Genomic DNA, 21535 nt, shown 5'->3' with positions numbered 1-21535 from the left:
TTGGTTAGAATAAAGAAACAAGTTTACCTCATAAATCATCAGGTTTATAACCGATTCGTTTTCTTGGTAAGGACTCTGTTTTTCGCTCAATCAGCTCGTCGAGACAGCGGAAAACAAGCTCCATGTTTTTACCCTGGCTATACAGTTTGGTTTTGATCTTTTCGATCTCTAATCGTAAGTTTGTATTATCCATCAGCATTTGGCGGATTCGGGTAAATATCCGGATGATCTGAATGTTAACATTAATTGCCCGACTGCTGTTCAATACACTAGATAACATGGCTACTCCTTGTTCTGTAAATGCCTTTGGCATCTTTCTTCTGCCTCCCCAAATGAAGTCACAAATTGTGACTTCAAGTTGGACCATTCCTGCTCATCTAATTGAAACCTGCCTACCGTCAGGCAGGCATGAAATCAGATGGAAACCTTTCGAAATTTCTACTAATGGCTTGGTTTAACACCTTTGTTTCGACACCATAAAGTTCAGCTAAATCACTGTCTAACATTACATTTTGCTCCCGGATATAGTAGATTTTGTTTATCACTAATTCATCAGGAATAATTGATGAGTTCTTTTCTTTCATATTTTAACCTCTAAAACCATCATTAATTTATTTAAGAAGCCTTGAAAAGATGTTTTGCTGTAAAAGCTCTTCCTGATCCGGATTTGAGATATCGTTCGAATTCATAAGCTATATATCTGTCGGGAAATGAACAGCACCAAATTAGTTTAAGCGGAAGGTGGGCTTTGGTTGCCGGAACATGACCTTTTGAATGACGTGAATATCTTTCTTTAAGATTTGCTGTACAGCCTACATAGTGTTTACCATTATTAAGCTTAAGGATATAAACGTAGAACCACATTTACCTAAAATAAGATCCTTTGTTACATGGGGAAATAATGGAGAGTTATTTTTAGTGAATGGTGGCTATGAATAAATAATCGGCTTTTTTTTTAGACGCCGAAGCATTTGCAAAGGCGACCTTGTCTAGATGCAGCGTGGTTTGTATACTCGCCAGAGTCAAAACGGTAATTATCTGATATGGTTTTTATATTCTAATCCAGGACTTTAAAAAAGTTTATTTAATAAAAAAAACCCACCATAGTAAAGCTATGATGGGCGTAGTTGGATTGCCAGGGTTAGGGGCGATGCCCTCTTTCAGAGGCCGAAGCATTTGCGAAGCCCTCCTTCGCATGGGCTCCAGCGGACTTCGTCCGCCGTAGCCCGCTTCGGCGGGCGATGGCGGAGAGAGAGGGATTCGAACCCTCGGTACCGTTGCCAGTACGACAGTTTAGCAAACTGTTCCTTTCGGCCACTCAGGCATCTCTCCGTTAAAATAAAAAACCCTCTTTCGAGGACTGCAAATATAGTAATTCACACAGGCTGTCAAAAAATATTTTCAATGAATCTGCTATTTATTTATTGATTTTACACATGTATACATATTCTGCCTTATAAAGCTTTGAAATGCAGGCAAATGCAGAATTAATTATCTAAAACATATTCGATCCTCACATGGTAAATACCCATGAGCATGGTCTTGAAGATCATTTTTATCGTGTCAATATCCTTTAGAGTGATGTCGCTGTCGTTTAGCTGATCCTGAGTTAGTTTATAATCGATGATACGCTCCACAAGATCACTGATGCTGAGTGCATCAGGCTCTTTCAGACTTCTGGATGCTGCTTCAACCGAATCGGCCAGCATTAGTACTGCTGTTTCCTTTGAAAAGGGGATAGGTCCCGGGTACCTGAAAATATTTTCATCCACAAACTTCTCAGGGAAATTCTTCAAAAATGACTGATAGAAATAATCAACCCTGGTATTTCCATGATGAGTCCTGATGAAATCGATCAGCATTTCAGGGATCTGATGCTTTCTTGCAATCTCAACTCCCTGATTAACGTGCTGGATGATAATCTGGGCACTTTGTTCATACGAAATGGAATCGTGAGGATTAATACCTCTGACCTGGTTTTCAATGAAGAACTGAGGATTTACGATTTTCCCGATATCATGATACAAGGCACCGGCTCTTACCAGCAAAGCATTTCCGCCAATTTTAAAAATTGCTGCTTCAGCCAGATTAGCTACCTGCAGGGAATGCTGAAAAGTACCGGGTGCTTTAAATGCCAGATCCCTCAATAGTTTGGAATTGGTATTGGTCAGTTCCATCAATGTAACATCCGAAGTTATTCCAAACATTCGTTCGAAAGCATAAATCAATGGATAGGCAAGCAGTGATAATAAAACACTGAATATAAAGGGAACAAAGTTCAGCCATTCAATATCAGTAAAGGAACCATCCCTGATCAATGAAATACCAAGGAAAGCAATGAAATAGTTCAGCAGGATCAATAAAGCCGATATCAGAAATTGTTCCCTTTTAATCAGGTTTTTAATGCTGTAAATAGCAACCATACCGGCAGAAATCTGCAAGAATGCAAACTCAAAACTATTCGGTACAAAGAATCCGGCAATCAATACAACCAGTAAATGTATGTTTAATGCCAGACGGGTATCAAACAGAATCCTGATGATGATTGGTACGATACAGAATGGAATATAATAAACACTGGGGGCTTTGATTCTGATAGCCCATGACAGGGTTACGAGCATTCCGGTAATGACCAGTAAGATCAGCGAGATTTGCCGGTTATCAGCATAAATGTCTTTCCTGAACAGATAAAGAAATACCATCAGCAATGAAATGATCAGACCAGCCAATAATAACTGGCCAAATAACACCAGTCTTCTGTCACCTGCAACTTTCGCATCCTCTTCATAAGCTGCTCTCAAAGATTCCAGTTTCTGATAGATTCCGGCATTAACCATAGTTCCTTTCGCAACAACCAGTTCACCTTTTTGAACCATTCCTCTGGTTGTTGAAATGCTGTTCAACGCATTTTCCTCGAGTTTCTCAGTCAGAATATCATTGTAAACGTAATTTGACTTGAGATGATTGGTAACCAGTCTTAACAGCCAGTCGGAACTCTTAATTTGTGGATCATTCTGAATTTGTTCCTTTATATATTTTAATGCAGTCGTTGTATTGTAAGCGTCAGCAGTGTTTAATTGAACTGCAACATTATTATTAAGCAGACTGAAATTATAGTTAGTACCATTGCGCTGGTATTTTAATACAGGGTTAACCATTCCCCTCTTATAAATGGTCTGGAGTAGTTTATTTCCCAGCGACTTATATCGTTCCTTCAGATTATCGTCTATACCTGAACCATTCCATTTTGATTCAAATTCAGAGTTAAATGCTTCTATTGAGTTCTCGGCAATCTCAGTATCATTCTGGTAAACTGGCAATACTGAATTGAGAACCTCATTCTTATCTTCCTCAATCTCTTCATTGGTCTTTTGAATAGCAAAATTATAAGGAGAATAAAGATCTTTTTGCATCCAGGTTTTACCCTTCTCGTATTCAAACCTGAATCTGGCTTGTTTTGGAAGGAAAAGCGTGACAAAAAACACGCATAAAGCCATCATCACAAACTTCAGGCTTGAACCGTATTTGCGATATAAAATGAGGTGCAGTTTTTTCTTAATTCTTGCCAATGTTCTGATTTTGAGCTCAAATTTAGCAAATTAAGTGAGATGGCTCAAATGAAGCCAAATGATTAATAGATTCTGATACAGGAACTAAGCTCATATCTTCAATAAAAAATCACAAATTATTCTCTTTAGTTTGAGTTTTTGATAGGTTTTCATACTTTTGTCGCAGAATGCGCCCATAGCTCAGCTGGATAGAGCAACGGTTTTCTAAACCGTAGGTCTTAGGTTCGAATCCTAATGGGCGTACTGAATTAAAAAAGGCTTTCCGATTATTCGGGAAGCCTTTTTTAATTCAGATATTCTGATTCATTATCAGCAAGAGTTTCAGAAACTTCTTACTCAGCATCCTGTTCATTTCAAATTATTATTGTTCATTTAAATTTCATTGAATTTTAATGCCCCGATATTGTTAATTCAATATTTTATATAGTTTTATGTATCATTTCATTAAAACAGGTAAAAACATGATTAACAACTTTTTAAAGAAACTTCTCCTACTATTTGCCGTATCAGTATTCAATCTATCCTCCGGGTTTTCTCAGAATAAACCAATTATTGGAGTTGCCGGTATTTCACACGAATCTAACAGCTTCAACATAAAAAAAACTGATCTTGAGGACTTTAGTGTTACCATAGGTGAAAGCCAGCAGGAGAGAGCCAAACGATTTTTTGCCGGCTCTACGGCAAAAACGACCAGTGCCGGTTACATTGCAGGTGCTAAACAATTTGGTCTCGAACTATATCCTACACTGGTTACTTCTGCAACACCCCGGGGACCTGTTACCGACCGGGCATTCAATGCGATGATGAATGAGATTATTACAGGATTAAAAGCAGGGCCGAAACTTCAGGGAATACTTTTAAATCTGCATGGTGCAATGGTGGTTGAAAGTTATCCGAGCGGTGATGAGGAGATTGTAAGAAGAGTAAGAAATGCCTTTGGTGCAGCAATGCCAATTGTAGTTACTCATGACTTCCATGCCAATATTACCCCAAAAATGGTCGAATTGTGTAATGTGCTGATCACTTTTAAGGAAAACCCACACCTTGATACCTACGATCGTGGTTATCAGGCGGCTGATATTATGGCCAAAATTGTTAGCGGAAAGGTTAAACCTGTTCAAAGTATCGTAAAAGCTCCGATGGTTTATAATATTGCCTTTCAAAGTACCTACTCTGAACCATTATTACCGATTACTACTGAAAGCAAAAATCTTGAAAAGCAGTCCGGAATATTGGCTGTTAGTGTTTCGGGTGGCTATCAATATGCTGATGTCCCTTCAATGGGTCCATCTGTTGTTGTAGTGACAGATAACAATAAGGCCCTGGCTGATAAAGAAGCTAACAGGCTTTCGCAAATGCTTTGGGATACACGCGAAAAAACCAGAATTAATAACCCTAAACCAGCTGAAGCTGTGAAGCAGGCCATGGAACATCCCGGACGTCCGGTTGTATTGATTGATATGGGCGATAATATTGGTGGTGGTTCAACTGGTGACAGTTCATTCATGCTGGAAGAGTTAATCAAGCAGGGGGCTCAGGGATGGGCTATGGTAATTTATGATCCTGAAGGATATAAAACTGCAGAACGTGCCGGTGTAGGAAAAGCATTTGATTTCGCCGTTGGTGGTAAGATGGATAATATGCATGGAAAACCAGTGCGTATAAAAGGGGAGGTTCGTTCACTGAATGTTGGACGCTACCTGGAGACTGAAGTTCGTCACGGTGGTGGAAGATACTGGAATATGGGGAATACGGCAGTTATTCAGGTGGAAGGTTCTACTTTGGATGAACCAAATCTGCTTTTAATCACTACCAAACCTGCAAGCCCTAATAGTGCGCATATCTTCATATCGAATGGAGTTTATGTTGAGCGTCAGAAAATCCTGGTAGTAAAAGGTGCAATCGCCCCCCGTGTTGCTTATGAGCCATTTGCTTCTAAACTGATCTCTGTCGACAGTCCGGGAGCAACTGCTATTAATCCTGAATGGTTCAAGTATTATAATATTCGTGAAGGTTTATTTGGGATTGAAAAATCTAAGAAGTAATACCGTACCGGCTTTCGCCGGTATGACAATCTTCAATTAAACAATAAAAAATCCCTGAATGATTTAAAATCATCAGGGATTTTTTCGTTTTTATACATTAACTATTACCTATTCTCAACCCAATAGTTATCGTTGTCAACTGTCAATCACTAGTGTCCGGCAAAAAATAAACTTCTAGTCAAATGCACCAGCTATACATTAAAACGGGAATTTATTAACGTTTCTAAAAGTATGCCCCCGTTTTTTTGTCAAAATGATAGGATAAACAAAATAAGGTTCCAGCTTTCGCTGGAATGACAACATTGCTTGGGGGAGATGGGGGAGATTCCAGCCTTCGCTGGAATCGGTTCAGATCACTCCTCATTCCCAAAATATATAAAGACAAAAAATGAGTAAAAGCACTACATCATTTTTTACACCATTCCTTCTTGCGATTCCAGCGAAGGCTGGAATCTCCCTATCTATCTCACCTGATTTGTCATTCCCACGAAAGTGGGAACCTCCAACTTATCATCCAATAAAATCAGATCCATCCAAAGATAGAACCTCCCAACAATTAAATAATGAAATTGGGCTTTCGCCGGCATGACAATCTTCAATAAAAAAAATCCCTGAATGATTTAAAATCATCAGGGATTTTTTCGTTTTGCCAAGCTATCTAAATCCTATTTCACTCTTCCTAACTGTCAATTGTCAACTGTCCATTCTCAACTAATTTTTCGTCGTCCACCGGTGTCTTCCTCCACCAGTTAGCAAGGAAACTACCGGATATATCCATCCAGGTTCCAAATATGGCTGGGTAGAGACCCATTGTTGCAGCTCTGCCCAGTTCAAAGGCTATCCCCGCCGCCATTCCACCGTTCTGGAGTCCAACTTCAATTGCCACAGTACGGCTGTCACGTTTATTCATTTTGAATAGCCGGCTGCCCCAGTATCCTAAAAGGAATCCCATGGCATTGTGTATTGCTGCGGCCAGGAATAGTAAAAATCCAATGGTTAATAAACTGTCTCTACCTGCTGCGACAATTACAGCGATAATAAATACATTTGCTGCCATTGCTACCAATGGCATTGCTGCATTTAACCAGGCAACGCGGTTACCAAATATTCTGTTAAATATAATTCCGGCAATCAGTGGTGCAAAGATCATTTTGCTAATACTGATGATCATCGCAACTACATCAATCGGTATCAATTGCCCGGCTAACTGCTCCATTAATATCGGCGTTACGAATGGTGCCATTAAGGTTGCGAAGGATGTTAAAGTAATAGACAATGCAAGATTTCCCTTAGAGAGAAAATTTAAAATATTTGAAGAAACTCCGCAAGGAACACAACCAATTAAAATTACACCTGCAGCAATTTCAGGAGGGAAGCTAAATATGATAGTTAAACTATATGCAATTAGCGGCATTATTGTAAACTGTAGAAACAGACCAATAAAAACTCCTTTGGGCATTTTTAATACGCCTATAAAGTCTTTTATTCCCATTGTGGTTCCCATTCCAAACATTATGAGCTGTATCAGAGGTACAATCAGTAATTCGGTTTTGAATCCTCCTATATCCGTCACGTAGGAAGGAAACATCATACTTAAGGTCGCTGCTGCGATTACCCAAATTGTAAAAGCAAAGCCCTTCATAAATTCTGAAGCATTAATTCCCGCCAGAAGAAAAACAAAGAAAATGCAGGTCAATACTTTGGCTTCTAGTTCAAAGTTTAACTGAAAAAGTACTATAACACCCAAAAGGGTTAATAAGGAAAGCCATAGTAAGGACTGTAATAGTTTTTGCATGTTCATGTATTTGTTTTTTGATTGTTTCTAAATTTTACTGTGTCAGGATCTTTAATGTTCAAAGAACTAAAAATATAAAAATTTTGATAGTTTGAATTGTTTTTAAAATGAATGAAATTGAGCTGGTGGGAAAAGAATATTTTGATTTAAATTTATTAGTCAGAGTCCTGAAATGATTTTTGCCTTTGAAAGGCGACAGGATTTTAATACCTTGTTAATCAGATCCTGTAATGAATCATTTGAAGAGATTATCTTTTTTTACTGCCATACAGCTTATCATTTTCTTCATGGTATCATGCTCTCCCGACTTACCAGAGGATGTTGAATCGGCGTATACCAGCCTTCCTGAAGAAATAGATTATAACATTCATGTAAAACCAATACTTTCTGATAAATGTTTCTCTTGCCATGGACCGGATAAAGCCAAACAGGAAGCTGGGCTGCGATTGGATATTGCTTCTTTTGCATTTGATGATCTTCCCGAAAGTCCCGGAAAAGTCGCCATTGATCCTGGTGACCTGAATGGAAGTGAGCTTTTTCATAGAATCTTATCAGATGATCCTGAATACAGGATGCCAAATAAAAAGTCAAATCTGAGTCTTTCTCCAAAAGAAAAAGCAATCTTAATAAAATGGATCAGGGAAGGAGCGGAGTATAAACCTCACTGGGCTTTTGTAAATCCTGAAAAGCCCGATGTTCCTGATGTTAAAGATGATAAATGGATAATTAATCCAATCGATAATTTCATTGGCAGAAAGCTTGAACTTGAAAAATTAAAGCCTTCTGACCAGGCAAAAAAGGAGATATTGCTGAGAAGGCTTTCTCTTGACCTAACCGGACTCCCGCCAACACTTGCTGAAATAAATGCCTTCCTAAAGGATAGTTCCCCAAATGCCTACGAAAAGCAGGTGGACAGATTGCTGAAATCACCTCATTATGGCGAAAAAATGGCTTTGAACTGGCTTGACCTTGCACGTTTTTCAGATTCCCACGGCTATACTGTCGACAGACTCATTGATATGTCACCGTATCGCGATTGGGTTATTAAGGCCTATAATCAGAATCTACCCTATGATAAATTTATACAATGGCAGTTGGCGGGCGATTTAATGCCAAATGCCAATAAGGATATGCGGATTGCAACTGCATTTAACAGAATTCATCAGCAAAACATGGAAGGCGGAATTATCGAGGAAGAATTTCAGACAGAATATGTTATAGACAGGGTGAATACAACCGGAGTAGCGGTAATGGGTCTTCCATTGGGCTGTGCAAGATGTCATGACCATAAATATGATCCTATCTCACAAAAAAACTATTTTGAATTATATGGTTTCTTTAACAGGGTAAAAGAAGCCGGTCAAATTTCGTGGGATGATGCTATGCCATCTCCAACGATGTTACTGCCAACTGATCAGCAGGAAAAGATCCTGAATTATATAAAAGGAAAGATTTCTACTCAAGAGAAAACATTGACTAAAACAAAAGCCGATTCGCGAATTGCATTTCAGGATTGGATTAAAGGCAAAAAGTATAAAGCCTTAGCCAGAGAAGTGATTCCAATGGAAGGCTTGCAGGCGCATTATAATTTTTCAAATGCTTCACTGAAAGGTTTTTATCCGGAAACTGCGGGAAACACTTTGATTAGCTCATCGATTGATAAACCTGTCTTTGCAAACAGAGAAAATGGTAAGGCATTAGTTTTGAATGGAGACCAGTGGTATGAGTTGAAGAAGGTAGGGGTATTCAGAAAATCAGATCCCTTTAGTATAAATATCAGTGTGTTTATCCCCAAAGACTTTAAAGAAGGTGTCTTGTTTCATAAATGTGTTTCAGAACGCCTGTATAATTTCAGGGGCTATCATCTGTATCTGAAGGATGACCGCTTGACGGTTAATATGTCGCATGCAGCACCTTCCAATGCCATTTCCAGAATTACACAGAAACCTGTTATCCGTAATCAATGGGTACAACTCACCATGACTTATGATGGATCTTCGAAGGCTAATGGATTGAAATTATTTGTAAATGGTGCAGAGCAGAAGCTTATCACAACCATGGATCAGCTTACAAAAGACATTCTGATGTATTCTAAAGATCAGCCCGGTTTGCAGATTGGGGCATGGGACCGCGGACTTGGATTTAAAGGCGGGCAGGTTGATGACATCCTGGTTTATAACCGGGAATTAACAGATTATGAAATCAAGGTCATTGGTAAAACAGCTACATGGACATCCCTGGTTCAAAAAGAACCAACGCAATTAACTAAAACTGATTTAGACTTACTGAACAAATACTATACATCTGTTCTGGATCCAGCAGTGAGGGCAGAGGCAAAGAAATTGCAATACATTCGAACTGAACTGGCCGATTCTGTGAATAAAGTCAGGGAATTGATGGTCATGCAGGATGCGCCTCAGCCAAAAAAGACCTTCATCTTAAACAGGGGCAATTATGATAGTCCGGGAGAAGAGGTTTTTCCGAACACACCGCCATCTATTCTTCCTTTCCCTGATAAGCTCCCCAAAAACAGATATGGTTTGGCACTATGGTTAACCGACGATAAGCATCCGCTTACTGCAAGAGTAGCAGTGAACAGATATTGGCAGAATTTCTTTGGCACCGGCCTTGTTAAAACATCAGAAGATTTTGGAAATCAGGGAGAGCTGCCAAGTCATCCTGAATTACTGGACTGGCTGGCACATACTTTTAAAGAGAGTGCCTGGGATACCAAAAAAATATGCAAACTGATGGTGATGTCGGCCACGTACCGGCAGGATTCCCGAGCCAGTTCAGATTCGAAATTAAAAGATCCTGAAAACAGATTCCTTTCTCGCGGTCCTTCACGTCGTTTAGACGCTGAAATGATACGTGATAATGCTTTGATGGCCAGTGGCTTACTAAATAATAAAATTGGTGGTAAAAGTGTTAAACCTTATCAGCCCGAAGGATTATGGGAGATTAATAATACCACTTATACTGCAGATACAGGCAGTGCAGTTTACAGGCGCAGTTTGTATGTACTGGTTAAACGTACTGTACCAAATCCGACTTTAAATACCTTTGATGCAACAGAAAGGAGTTATTGTGTGGTACGAAGGCAGAGTACAAATACTCCGCTTCAGGCACTTGTATTGTTAAATGATCCCACTTTTGTTGAGGCATCAAAAGTATTGGGGCAACAAATTACTTCCTCAGATAACCAAACTAAAGCAATTACAGATATCTATAGAAAACTTACCGGCATTAAACCGGGCAAAGCAGAACTTAAATTATTACAATCTCTTCAAAGTGAGGAACTAAAAAAATTCAGAGCAGATATAAAAAGAACTAAAGGTTGGCTGGCAGCCGGACAATTTAGGGTTAATAAAGATCTTGAACCTGCGATGCTGGCCGCCAATGCAGTTGTTGCAAGTGTTATTTTAAATTCAGATGCAACCTTAACCAAGCGATAAGTATGTGTGATCATCATCATAAAGAGCCTTTCAAATTGAATACGCCTGAATTTAATCGTTTAAATAAAGGTTGGGACAGGCGTAATTTTCTGACAAAAACGTCTCTGGGTATAGGGGCATTAGCCTTGAGCTCATTGATTGGAAAATCGGTATTGGGTGAATTGGCTAATACCCTTGCAAATGAAAGCTCATCCGCTTCACTGGAGCAGGAAATCCTAAAAGCTTTGCCTCATTTCGCTCCCAAAGCGAAAAGGGTTGTATACTTATTTATGAGTGGTGGGCCATCACAGTTTGAAACTTTTGATTACAAACCAAAACTTGTCGATTTGTTTGGGCAGGAGCTTCCTGATTCTATACGTCAGGGACAGCGATTAACCGGGATGAGTGGCAGTCAGAGCACATTGCCGGTTGTTCCTTCCATATTTAAATTTAATCAGCATGGCGAATCCAGAACCTGGGTAAGTGAACTATTACCCCATACAGCCCGGGTTGTGGATGATTTATGCATCATAAAATCCATTCATTCAGAAGCCATAAACCACGATCCCGCCTTAACCTTTTTTCAAACCGGGAATCAATTGCCGGGAAGAGCTTCAATCGGATCCTGGATTAGCTATGGATTGGGATCAGATAATAGTAATCTTCCGACCTTTATAGTACTTGTTTCAAAAAATGCTGCAAAAGATCAGCCACTTTATGCCCGACTATGGGGCAATGGTTTTCTGCCTTCCGAACATCAGGGAGTTCAGTTCAGAGCGGGTAAGGACCCGGTTCTGTTTCTGGACAATCCGGAGGGATATGAGGGAAAAGACAGAAAGGAAATGCTAGGCTATCTTAGCAAATTAAATCAGCTTCAGAATGATGCTTACGGTGATCCTGAGGTTGATGCCCGTATTGCTCAGTATGAAATGGCTTACCGGATGCAGACATCTATACCTGATGTCATGTCTACAGCAGATGAAACAGATGAGGTCTTTGAACTTTATGGCCCTGATAGCCGCGACCCGGGAACTTATGCTGCAAACTGTATCCTCGCCAGAAAATTACTGGAAAAGGATGTAAAGTTTGTACAACTCTATCATCAGGGATGGGATCATCACGGCAATCTGCCTGAAAACATGGTTAAACAATGTAAGGATACTGATCAGGCAACGGCAGCATTTATTAAAGACCTTAAGAGACGGGGATTACTGGAAGATACCCTTGTAATTTGGGGTGGTGAATTTGGGCGTACAGTTTATTCTCAGGGAAAGTTATTCCCAAATAATTATGGCCGGGATCATCATCCCCGCTGCTTTACAATGTGGATGGCAGGTGCAGGTGTTAAAGCCGGGATCAGTTATGGTGAAACCGATGATTTTAGTTATAATATCGTAAAAGATCCGGTTCATGTACATGATTTCCATGCGACTCTGATGCACATTATGGGAATAGATCATGAAAGGTTAACCTATAAATTTCAAGGCAGACGTTTCCGCTTGACTGATGTGGAAGGTAAAGTGGTTAAAGATATTTTAAGTTAGTCGAATGATGTTTCCAGACAGTTTGAATAATTGAACATAAACAGATATAAATAGATCATGATTTCCAGAAGAAATTTTCTTAAGAATACAGGAATGGCAACTGCATTGAGCATGGCCGGACCGCTTGCCGCATTTTCACACCCATTCGCTAATAATCAATTCGCTGACGAAATAATAGGTCATGGTGAATTCAAATACAAGGTTGATAAAGCCTGGGCAAAAATAAGTGTAAACAGCAATCCGCTTTTTAATTGTCATGAAATGGTCCAGGATAGCAAAGGCCGGCTCATTATGCTTGGAGATCACACCCAAAATAATATTTTAATATTTGACAAATCAGGGAAACTGTTGGATAGTTGGGGAACTGCCTGGCCCGGTGGACATGGTTTATCTATCAGCAAGGAAGGTGGCGAAGATTTTCTAATGATTGTTGACTGCGGTTGGTATCAAAATAAGTCCGGGGTATGGAATGCTCAGGCCGGACAGGTTATAAAAACTGATTTAAGTGGCAGAATAATTTTCTCAATCGGACACCCAAAAACAATTGGTGTTTACAAGGACGATGAAAAATTTATGCCAACCGAAACAGCCATAGGAGCTAATGGGGATATTTATGTAGCTGATGGGTATGGTTCTGACTATATCATCCAATACAACAGCAAGGGGCAATATATCAGGCATTTTGGCGGCCGAAAAAATGCTAACCCTGATTGGAACCTGCGTTGTGCTCATGGTGTTGCAATAGATTATAGAAACAAAAATAATCCAACCTTAATTTGTACTTCCAGAGAGGAAAATTGCTTTAAAGTATTTACGCTGGATGGCAAATTCCTGCGTCGCATTGATATGCCTGGAATGCATGTTTGCCGGCCTGTACTGGATGGAGAAAATTTGTATGCGGGTGTTTGCTGGTCAAATGATGAAGCCGGTAAAATGATTGGAGGCAACAGTGGTTTTGTTACCATTTTAGATTCATCAAATAAAGTGATTTCCAATCCGGGAGGAAATGCGCCCGTTTATAAGAACAATATCCTCCAGGCTACCCTCCAGGCACCTGGTCAGATGTTTCAGCACTGTCATGATGTATGTATAGATGAGGATAAGAACATTTATGTATGTCAGTGGAATGCAAATAATACGGCCCCTGTAAAGTTAACCCGGGTTTAATCCATGCTTTTAGATCTGGCCATATTTTCAGGCAGACTGCACCCACTGGTCGTTCATTTACCAATTGGCTTTCTCTTGCTGGCAACTTTGTTTGAATTATTCTCTTATTCAAAGAAATTTGAGCACCTGAAAGCTTCGGTATCGTTCACATTGCTGCTGGGCTTCATTTCTGCGGTATTGGCCTGTATTTTTGGCTATATCTTATCATTAAGTGGAGATTACGAAAATGCTGCACTTAATGATCATAAAATTTCAGGTATTGCCCTGGCCCTGGTTTCAGGATTATTGTTTCTGATCAGCAACAGAACGTTTAGAAAGTTACCGGCAATTAAGCGCTCTGTCTTTACCCCTCTCTGTGTTTTAACCATGGCTCTAATGGGTTATACCGGGCATCAGGGAGGTTTATTGACGCATGGTGCAGAATATCTGTCGTTGGATGTACTTACCCAGCAGGAAAGAGTTAAACCTGCAAGTGTAGAACAGGCGATGATTTTTGAAGATGTAGTACATCCGATATTGATCCAGCGCTGTTCGCAATGCCATAGACCCGATAAAATGAAAGGGGAGCTTTCTATGAAAACATTGGCTGATTTGCAAAAAGGAGGAAAAAATGGTGCAGCAATTGTCGCGGGTTCATTAAATGAGAGTGAATTGTATAAAAGGATCACCCTTGATCCCGAACATGAGGATTATATGCCTTCTGATGGAAAAACGCCTTTGACAAAATCAGAAGTAGAGATCATTCAATGGTGGATAGAGAAGGGGATGGCGGTTAATGGTAAAAAGATGTCTGAATTGAAAAATACCCAATCTATTAGCCCTCTAATTGCATCCTATTTAAAAATAGGTGGAGCTGGCAACAATGTTGAATCTGCAGATCCGGATTATCCTGTTTCCAATCCTGACATTCCAGATTTCACTAATCTAAAATTACTGGATAGCCTTCGAAACCTGGGCTTGAATATCAGAGTAATGCAGCATCAGCCGCTAATGCTGGATATTACCTTGCCTGAAGGGAAAGGCATACTAATCCAGTCAATCAAACCCGGACTTAAAACAATTGCAAAGAATGTGATATGGCTGAATTTATCAGCAAATAATTTGACCGATAAAGACCTTGATTTTTTGCCTTTAATAATCAATCTTGAAAAGCTTCGGCTTGATAAAAATCCAGTTACTGATAAAAGTATTCCGCTTATTTCTGCTTTAAAGCACCTTGAAGCAGTTAATTTAAATGAAACGGGTATGAGTAAAGCAGGAGTGGAGCAATTGAAGAAGATGCCTTCTGTTAAAAGGGTTTATGAGTGGAATATTAGATCTGGCGGGATTAATTAGGCTGATCCTGGATGGGGCATTCCTGTCGCTCTAAAACAAACAGCTTATTGAAATAATATTTGAGATAAGGGATTAGCTGCGCTGATCCCTGTTAGGGGGAGGCTACAGCCAAAATGCTGTCGCTATCGCTTCTGGCATTTTTTTGTTTTTGCGCTCCCCGGAATACATTCCGGTCGCACTAAAACAAACTGCTTATTGAAATAATATTTGAGATAAGGGATTAGCTGCGCTGATCCCTGGTGGGGGGAGGCTGCAGCCAAAATGCTGTCGCTATCGCTCCTGGCATTTTTTTGGTTTTGCGCTCCCCGGAATACATTCCGGTCGCTCTAAAACAAACAATCATATTGAAATAATATTTGCGATAAGGGATTAGCTGCGCTGATCCCCGGTGGGGGAAGGCTACAGTCAAAATGCTGTCGCTATCGCTCCTGTCATTTTTTTGTTTTTACGCTCTCCGGAATACATTCCGGTCGCACTAAAACAAAAAAATGCCGTCCGCCTGTGGCGGACAGCATTTTGTCTGGCGGAGAGTTAGGGATTCGAACCCCAGGACCCTGTAACAGGTCAACAGTTTTCAAGACTGCCGCAATCGACCACTCTGCCAACTCTCCGGCGCAAAAGTACAAAACCGTGCTTAATCTGCAAACAAAAATTAGCTTTTTTGAATTATTAGAGATAACTCACAGTAAGTGAGTAAGAAAGAGTGTTAAAATCCAGTTTATTCTATCTTCTTTTCGAGCTTTTCTTCAGCAGGCTGGTTCTTAAACCGGTTATAAACCGGCTTAACTATTTTAATACTGCGCTTCGAAAGATCTATACTGGCATTTAGTTCAAACCCAATCAGAATGATCAGGGAATTTAAATATAACCAGATCATGAGAACGATGAGTGTACCAATCGATCCATACAGTTTATTATAGTTTCCGAAATTGTTTATATAGAAAGAGAATCCCCAGAAGGTTAGTATCGCCAGAATAGTAGACATCCATGAACCTGCACTAAAGAACTTCCATTTCTTTGCATGGGCAGGTCCGTAGCGATACAAAAGCGCAATTGTTACGAAATAAAGTACAATTATAATTGACCACCTTGCCAAATTAAGTACATAAAGCCAGAAAGAATCCCTGAAACCCAGTTCTGATTTTAATATGTTTAATATATATTCTCCGATGGTCATTACAACCAGGGCAAATATCAATGCAAATAAAACCATTAGGGTTAGGTAAAGTGCCACAAGCCTTTGTTTTAACCATGATCTGGTTTCAATAATCAGGGAAGACTTGTTAAATGCTTCCATCAGGTTATGAACTCCGTTTGTTGAGAAGATAAGTGCAAATACAAAACCAAATGACAAAAGTTTTGAATTTTGGTTTTTTACAATATCAATTAGGGTTGACTGTACAGCAGTATAAGCCTCAATAGGCAGAATAAGGGCTATCAAACTCATTAACTGCTCCTGGAAATTATCTATCGGTACATAGGGGATAAGCGTAAAAAGGAAGATAATGGCAGGAAAAATTGCCAGCATAAAGCTGTAAGCTAGTGAAGATGCTTTATTAATGAGTTCATCTTTTCCTATCTCCTGAAAGAAAAATGAGGCTACAGTATACAATGGCAGGGGACTAAATCCGGGCAGAATGATTGTTTTTGTCCGCTCAACCATCATAAAATATGGTTTGAATCTCAGTAGAATTTGGTGCAGCCAGATCATTTAATAAACTTAATCAAAATATACACTGAGTTTCTCCATAAATTCTTTTGAAGGTAAACAGGCTTTTTTCTTTTGCTGATCTATAAAAACGAGAGTGGTTTCACCCATATTGATCAGCTCATCATTTTCATTAAAGAGTTCATATCTGAAATGAATTCTCAGGGAAGGCATTTTATCAATAAAAACCTTTACGGTTATCTCTTCATCGTATAAAGCAGGTAGTATATACTTACATTTCAGATCGGTAACAGGCATAATTATACCCGATTCTTCCATTGATTTATAAGTCAAGCCAAGACTTCTGAGCATTTCTACACGGCCCACTTCATAAAATGTAGCATAATTGCCATAATACATGAAGCCCATCTGGTCTGTATCAGCATATCGTACCCGAATTTTAGTGCTGTGGCTAAACATTATTTCTTAATATTTCGCTGATTCAGCGCTTCCTGGAATTTCCTTGCGTTCTGAAGATGCTGAGTTAAGTTTGATGCATAATTATGGTAACCAGAAAAATCTTCCTTAGCACACATATAGATATAATCATGCTTTTCATAATTTAAAACGGCATCAATTGCATTGATACTCGGCATTGTAATTGGTCCTGGAGGCAAACCAGTGTTTAAATACGTATTGTATGGAGAGTTAATCCTCAAATGCTTGTTTAAAACACGCCGGATAGTAAAGTCATTGGCAGCGAAAATAACTGTAGGATCTGCTTCCAGACGCATGCCTTTGTGTAGCCTGTTCATATACAAACCCGCAATTCGTGGCATTTCTGAATCATTCAAGGCTTCAGAATCAACAATAGAAGCAAGTATACTCACCTCAGGTTGGCTGAGATTAATTGCAGCTGCTTTAGCCTTACGTTCGGCATTCCAGAATTTAAGATATTCAGCGTGCATTCGAAGGAAGAATTTCTCAGGGTTCGAATTCCAGTAGATTTCGTAGGAATTAGGAATGAACATGGTATACACATTTTCTGTATTGAAACCATACTTTTCCACAAAGGCAGCTGAATCAAGCAGCTGGGAAATTGAAGCAGAGTCACTTTCAATTTTTTTAGAAATCATTCCAGCCAGAGTATGCTTTAGCCTTACATTTTGAAAGGATATCTTCACCGGTTCCTGATTCCCAGCTTTTAACATATTGATAAGGCTGCGGTTACTCATATCCTTTGTCAGACGGTACCTTCCAGCCTTAACTTTAACCGGGTAATCCATGTTCTGGGCAGCATTCAGAAATGAAAGGGTGTCTTTTACCATTTTTTCTGAACTGATGATGGAATAAACATCTTTAAAATCAGATCCGGTTGGTATAAAGAGGTAATCTTTGTTTCCTGTAACGTTTGGCTTAAAATATTTGAGATAATAATTAATGCCTGTACCTGCGAGTACAATAAGCACCAGAGCAAGCATCGCGAAGAAAACCTTCGCCTTAAAACTTATTTTTTTCGACTTTTTTGCTACCATTCTAAAATGTATTCAATTTTCAATAATTCAATTTTCTCAAGGCCATGATCCCGCCATGCAGATTTCTGACATTCTTATACCCATTCATAAATAAAAATCTTCTGGCAGTTTCACTGCGCAGCCCATGCTGACAAATTACAATCACTTCCTTATTCTTCAAATCTTCCAGCTCTTCCGGATCTTTTAATAAAATACCTAATGGTATATTTTGCCCCCCGATATTAAATGTCTGAAATTCAATTCGTTCCCTAACATCAATGATCACAAAGGTAATGGGCTCACGATTGCGCTCCATGAACTCAGCCGGACTAATATCTGTTGTTTTAATTTCCGCCACCCAAAACAACATCAATAGGTGTACCAATACTAACTTTACTTAAAGTATCACTAATGGCAGGGAATTGTTTTATAACCCTTGCATTTGCGGTATCCTGGATACCTTCAAAGCTAACCGTACCTAAAGTTAATGAAGAGCCTAAGAGTGCCATTCTGGCTTCACTGAGGTCTAAACCCAGTAAATTAGGTATATCGACTTCACTGGCACCCAGGCCATCCCCTAAAACAAGGTTAATGCTGGATCCCTTTGGGATTGACTGTCCTTTTGAAATTATATTACCTCCAAACAGGGCTTCCAGAATTACATCTTTGGCAACATCCGATTTATAGGTAGTATCACCGACCTTTAACTGATAATTATTAAGTATTGATCTAACTTCAAGAAATGTCCTGCCCTGAATATCAGGGAATTTAATATTTGGAGCATCTCGGGTGATGATCAGATAAATGGTCCGGTTTGATTTTACATTTGTGTTCGGGTCAGGATCCTGTTCTACAACTAAGCCAGGGGGCTTGTCTATCAGGTAAATGGAATCATTTATCTGATATCTTAAACCCTTTCCCTCCAGTAGTTCTACAGCTTTTTCAATGCTTAAACCCTTGAGTTTCGGTACAGGCATCCCTTCGCCATGGTGTGTATAAAATCCCAGACTGTAAAATATGACGATCAGGAAAAGTAAAATAGATCCGGTGGCTATAATGAGGTTTTTACGAAAGGTTTTAGTCTGTAAATAGTCTATAAATTTGCTCATTATGATCTTCTTTGTTTTAATTACAGGATAAATGTCAGAAACACAAGAATATAATTATTTATTCCTAGGATTTCTCAGATTGGTTAATTGCAATTATCCTCAAAAATAATTATTAGTTCGGCATTAACGAAGATAAATATTAGCATTGCTATCATTCAATTGTTTTAAAATTTATCTTTGGAGCAATAAAATTACCCGATTCTGGTTTGAACAGATTGAAATGTTTGAATGAGCGATTTGGGTTATAATGGGAATATTGATTCACAGAAAATCATGTTTCTTACTTAGCATACCAATTAAGATGAAAAAAACAATAGCACTGGTAACAGGTGGATTTACAGGTGAATCTGTAGTATCTTTTAAAAGCGCAGACTTCGTTGAAAGCAAGATTGACAGAAATAAATACGATGTTTTTAAGATAGTTATACTAAAGAATGAATGGTATTATTCCGATTCAGGCTCAGTAAAACACCAGGTAGATAAGAATGATTTTTCTATTACCTTAAGTGGAACAAAAATAGTTTTTGATGTTGCTTTTATTATGCTCCATGGCGCTCCGGGCGAAGACGGCAAACTTCAGGGATATTTTGACTTGCTGAATATTCCTTACACAAGCTGTGATACACTGACATCCGCATTAACGATGAATAAAGGTTATTCGAAAGCCATTGTTGATGGTATCAAAGACCTGCACATTGCAAAATCGGTTCAGTTATTTGATAATAGCTCGGCTGCAAGCCAGCATCTTCTGGATACATTGGTACTTCCACTGTTCATTAAACCAAACAATGGTGGCAGCAGTATCGGAATGAGTAAAGTTAAAACTGCAGATGAATTACCCGATGCACTCATAAAAGCCTTTAATGAAGACAATCAGGTACTGGTAGAAGAATTTATCCAGGGTCGTGAATTTTCGATAGGAGTATATAATGGCCTTGAGGGGATTCGGGTGTTACCAAGTACTGAAGTGATACCTTCCAATGACTTTTTTGATTTTGAAGCTAAGTATACGCCAGGTGCCACCGAAGAAATTACTCCTGGCAGAATGTCTGAAGAAGAAAAGGAAAGGGTAGAACGCATCGTTTCTGATATTTATCGCAACCTGAATTGCAAGGGCATGGTTCGTATTGATTACTTCCTTCAGGATCTTAGTTCGGATTTTTATTTTGTTGAGATTAATACTATTCCGGGTCAAACGGCACAGAGTTTTATTCCGCAGCAGCTTAGAGCTGCCGGACTGGATATCACTGAGTTTTATGGAGAATTAATTGAAAAGGCCCTGGCAAGCAAAGACTAGATAGAATAGTTTAATATCATTTCATCAGATACTTTCACACTTTTACCGTTGGCAATATTGATCATGACATAGTCAAACCAGCCGTCGCAGGCTACTTTGCCGGTTTTACTGATTCTGATCTCAAATTTTACACGGCAGCCTTTTGAGTTGATGGTTTCAATACCGGTTTGTACAGTAAATGTATCACCAAGTCCGAGTGGCCTTTTATAATCCACAAAGGCCGATCTGACTACCCATCCCAAACCCATTTTAAGGAAATCTTCCATAGGCATTTTATAACAGGTTTCCATCTGTTCATATCTGGCTGCGAGCACATAATCAAAATAAGTGCTGTTATGAACATGATTAAACATATCAATATCATCCGGCCTCACTTTGAACTCCGATGTAAAACTGCTATAGCTGGGCTTTGATTCCATCATGCGAAATTCGGGCAATTAAATGAGAATAGGAAATGATGTTATTTTAGTTGTTAGTGGTTGGTTGTTAGTTGTTAGTAAATTGTACTAAACGGGGAAATCAAGTAATAATGGATATAATTTCTAATGCCTTAACATTTTTAAATTGTCTTAATGATATGCAAATTGAATCCTTGATCAATTATTTCCCATGAACCTGTAATCCACCAACAAGCAACAACAAAATTCATATTTGCAATTGAACTTTCATTACCCTATCTTTGCGTCCAATTAAAATAATTATAAACCGCTTTAATATTATTCAGGTAATGTATTTAAGTACAGAGTACAAGGCAGAAATTTTTGCCAAACACGGAAAAGGTGCAACAGACACCGGTTCTGCAGAAGGACAGGTAGCATTATTTACCGCTCGTATTGCTCATTTAACCGGGCATTTGAAACAAAACAAGAAGGATTTTTCTACACAACTATCTCTTCAGAAATTAGTAGGTAAGCGTCGTGCCCTGCTTGCATATCTTTACAAGAAGGATATCAACAGGTATCGTGCAATTATCAAAGCATTAGAGTTAAGAGATATTATAAAATAATCTTAGCAAAAATTTGCGAAGCCATCCTCTTATTTGCAGGATGGCTTTTTTACTTTGTAAAAAAATAAAATC

The 21535-nt window shown here is 39.0% G+C and carries 19 protein-coding genes and 3 tRNA genes; 9 read left to right on the top strand and 13 right to left on the bottom strand.

Annotated elements, in window-relative coordinates; genetic code table 11:
• Positions 1 to 28: 28 nt before the first annotated feature.
• The 5 genes from VGE44_RS09775 to VGE44_RS09755 all read right to left on the bottom strand — a co-directional run bounded on the left by VGE44_RS09775 (position 29) and on the right by VGE44_RS09755 (position 3569).
• Entirely contained in the window at positions 29 to 367 is a 339-nt protein-coding gene (locus VGE44_RS09775) for a hypothetical protein (protein WP_331078445.1), read from the bottom strand.
• A gap of 31 nt (positions 368 to 398) precedes the next feature.
• Positions 399 to 584 carry an ORF6N domain-containing protein gene (locus tag VGE44_RS09770; RefSeq protein WP_331078443.1) on the bottom strand — a complete coding sequence of 62 codons (186 nt, stop codon included), beginning with the start codon at positions 582 to 584 and terminating at the stop codon, positions 399 to 401.
• Between the two features lie 31 nt (positions 585 to 615).
• Positions 616 to 864, bottom strand: a complete 249-nt coding sequence (locus VGE44_RS09765; protein WP_331078441.1) for a GIY-YIG nuclease family protein — start codon at positions 862 to 864, stop codon at positions 616 to 618.
• A 378-nt stretch (positions 865 to 1242) separates the two neighbouring features.
• Positions 1243 to 1332, bottom strand: a tRNA-Ser gene (locus VGE44_RS09760).
• A gap of 155 nt (positions 1333 to 1487) precedes the next feature.
• A complete protein-coding gene (locus VGE44_RS09755; protein WP_414649315.1) occupies positions 1488 to 3569 on the bottom strand; it encodes an HD family phosphohydrolase in 2082 nt (693 codons plus the stop codon).
• A gap of 169 nt (positions 3570 to 3738) precedes the next feature.
• On the opposite strand from VGE44_RS09755, the gene VGE44_RS09750 reads away from it, so the two are divergent.
• From VGE44_RS09750 to VGE44_RS09740, 3 genes are all read left to right on the top strand, one after another.
• Positions 3739 to 3812, top strand: a tRNA-Arg gene (locus VGE44_RS09750).
• 218 nt (positions 3813 to 4030) lie between these two features.
• The gene (locus tag VGE44_RS09745; protein ID WP_331078439.1) at positions 4031 to 5614 is read left to right on the top strand and encodes a M81 family metallopeptidase; all 1584 of its coding nucleotides are present in this window, start codon (positions 4031 to 4033) and stop codon (positions 5612 to 5614) included.
• A 388-nt stretch (positions 5615 to 6002) separates the two neighbouring features.
• A complete protein-coding gene (locus VGE44_RS09740; RefSeq protein ID WP_331078437.1) occupies positions 6003 to 6203 on the top strand; it encodes a hypothetical protein in 201 nt (66 codons plus the stop codon).
• A 90-nt stretch (positions 6204 to 6293) separates the two neighbouring features.
• Here VGE44_RS09740 and VGE44_RS09735 read toward each other — a convergent pair whose 3' ends face one another.
• Positions 6294 to 7409 carry a bile acid:sodium symporter family protein gene (locus VGE44_RS09735; RefSeq protein WP_331078435.1) on the bottom strand — a complete coding sequence of 372 codons (1116 nt, stop codon included), beginning with the start codon at positions 7407 to 7409 and terminating at the stop codon, positions 6294 to 6296.
• A gap of 230 nt (positions 7410 to 7639) precedes the next feature.
• Between VGE44_RS09735 and VGE44_RS09730 the strand changes: the two genes are divergently transcribed.
• From VGE44_RS09730 to VGE44_RS09715, 4 genes are read left to right on the top strand one after another with little or no spacing between them, the layout of a single operon-like run.
• Positions 7640 to 10864 carry a DUF1553 domain-containing protein gene (locus tag VGE44_RS09730; RefSeq protein WP_331078433.1) on the top strand — a complete coding sequence of 1075 codons (3225 nt, stop codon included), beginning with the start codon at positions 7640 to 7642 and terminating at the stop codon, positions 10862 to 10864.
• A 2-nt stretch (positions 10865 to 10866) separates the two neighbouring features.
• Entirely contained in the window at positions 10867 to 12387 is a 1521-nt protein-coding gene (locus VGE44_RS09725; RefSeq protein ID WP_331078431.1) for a DUF1501 domain-containing protein, read from the top strand.
• Between the two features lie 57 nt (positions 12388 to 12444).
• Complete coding sequence (locus tag VGE44_RS09720; RefSeq protein ID WP_331078429.1) at positions 12445 to 13554, top strand: twin-arginine translocation signal domain-containing protein; 1110 nt, start codon at positions 12445 to 12447, stop codon at positions 13552 to 13554.
• A 3-nt stretch (positions 13555 to 13557) separates the two neighbouring features.
• Positions 13558 to 14889 (top strand): DUF2231 domain-containing protein, encoded by a 1332-nt coding sequence (locus VGE44_RS09715; protein WP_331078427.1) that lies wholly within the window; start codon positions 13558 to 13560, stop codon positions 14887 to 14889.
• 521 nt (positions 14890 to 15410) lie between these two features.
• Here VGE44_RS09715 and VGE44_RS09710 read toward each other — a convergent pair.
• The 6 genes from VGE44_RS09710 to VGE44_RS09685 form a co-directional block, all read right to left on the bottom strand.
• Positions 15411 to 15500, bottom strand: a tRNA-Ser gene (locus tag VGE44_RS09710).
• Positions 15501 to 15607: 107 nt separating this feature from the next.
• Entirely contained in the window at positions 15608 to 16600 is a 993-nt protein-coding gene (locus tag VGE44_RS09705; protein ID WP_331078425.1) for a YihY/virulence factor BrkB family protein, read from the bottom strand.
• 9 nt (positions 16601 to 16609) lie between these two features.
• The gene (locus VGE44_RS09700; protein ID WP_331078423.1) at positions 16610 to 17017 is read right to left on the bottom strand and encodes a thioesterase family protein; all 408 of its coding nucleotides are present in this window, start codon (positions 17015 to 17017) and stop codon (positions 16610 to 16612) included.
• Positions 17017 to 18072 (bottom strand): endolytic transglycosylase MltG, encoded by a 1056-nt coding sequence (gene mltG, locus VGE44_RS09695; RefSeq protein WP_331078421.1) that lies wholly within the window; start codon positions 18070 to 18072, stop codon positions 17017 to 17019. Before mltG ends, VGE44_RS09700 begins: the two co-directional genes overlap by 1 nt.
• Before the next feature lie 19 nt (positions 18073 to 18091).
• Entirely contained in the window at positions 18092 to 18409 is a 318-nt protein-coding gene (locus VGE44_RS09690; RefSeq protein ID WP_331078419.1) for a rhodanese-like domain-containing protein, read from the bottom strand.
• Complete coding sequence (locus VGE44_RS09685) at positions 18396 to 19160, bottom strand: PASTA domain-containing protein (protein ID WP_331078418.1); 765 nt, start codon at positions 19158 to 19160, stop codon at positions 18396 to 18398. Before VGE44_RS09685 ends, VGE44_RS09690 begins: the two co-directional genes overlap by 14 nt.
• A gap of 301 nt (positions 19161 to 19461) precedes the next feature.
• On the opposite strand from VGE44_RS09685, the gene VGE44_RS09680 reads away from it, so the two are divergent.
• A complete protein-coding gene (locus VGE44_RS09680) occupies positions 19462 to 20457 on the top strand; it encodes a D-alanine--D-alanine ligase (protein WP_331078416.1) in 996 nt (331 codons plus the stop codon).
• On the opposite strand, the gene VGE44_RS09675 is transcribed toward VGE44_RS09680, so the two are convergent.
• Complete coding sequence (locus VGE44_RS09675) at positions 20454 to 20876, bottom strand: acyl-CoA thioesterase (RefSeq protein WP_331078447.1); 423 nt, start codon at positions 20874 to 20876, stop codon at positions 20454 to 20456. The two genes, VGE44_RS09680 and VGE44_RS09675, sit on opposite strands and share 4 nt — an antisense overlap.
• Positions 20877 to 21184: 308 nt before the next feature.
• Between VGE44_RS09675 and rpsO the strand changes: the two genes are divergently transcribed.
• Positions 21185 to 21463, top strand: a complete 279-nt coding sequence (gene rpsO / locus VGE44_RS09670; RefSeq protein ID WP_331078414.1) for a 30S ribosomal protein S15 — start codon at positions 21185 to 21187, stop codon at positions 21461 to 21463.
• Positions 21464 to 21535 lie beyond the last annotated feature (72 nt).

It is taken from the genome of Daejeonella sp., assembly GCF_036405355.1.
In the GTDB taxonomy this organism is placed as follows: domain Bacteria; phylum Bacteroidota; class Bacteroidia; order Sphingobacteriales; family Sphingobacteriaceae; genus Daejeonella.
This window is presented reverse-complemented; position numbering and strand designations above follow the sequence as displayed.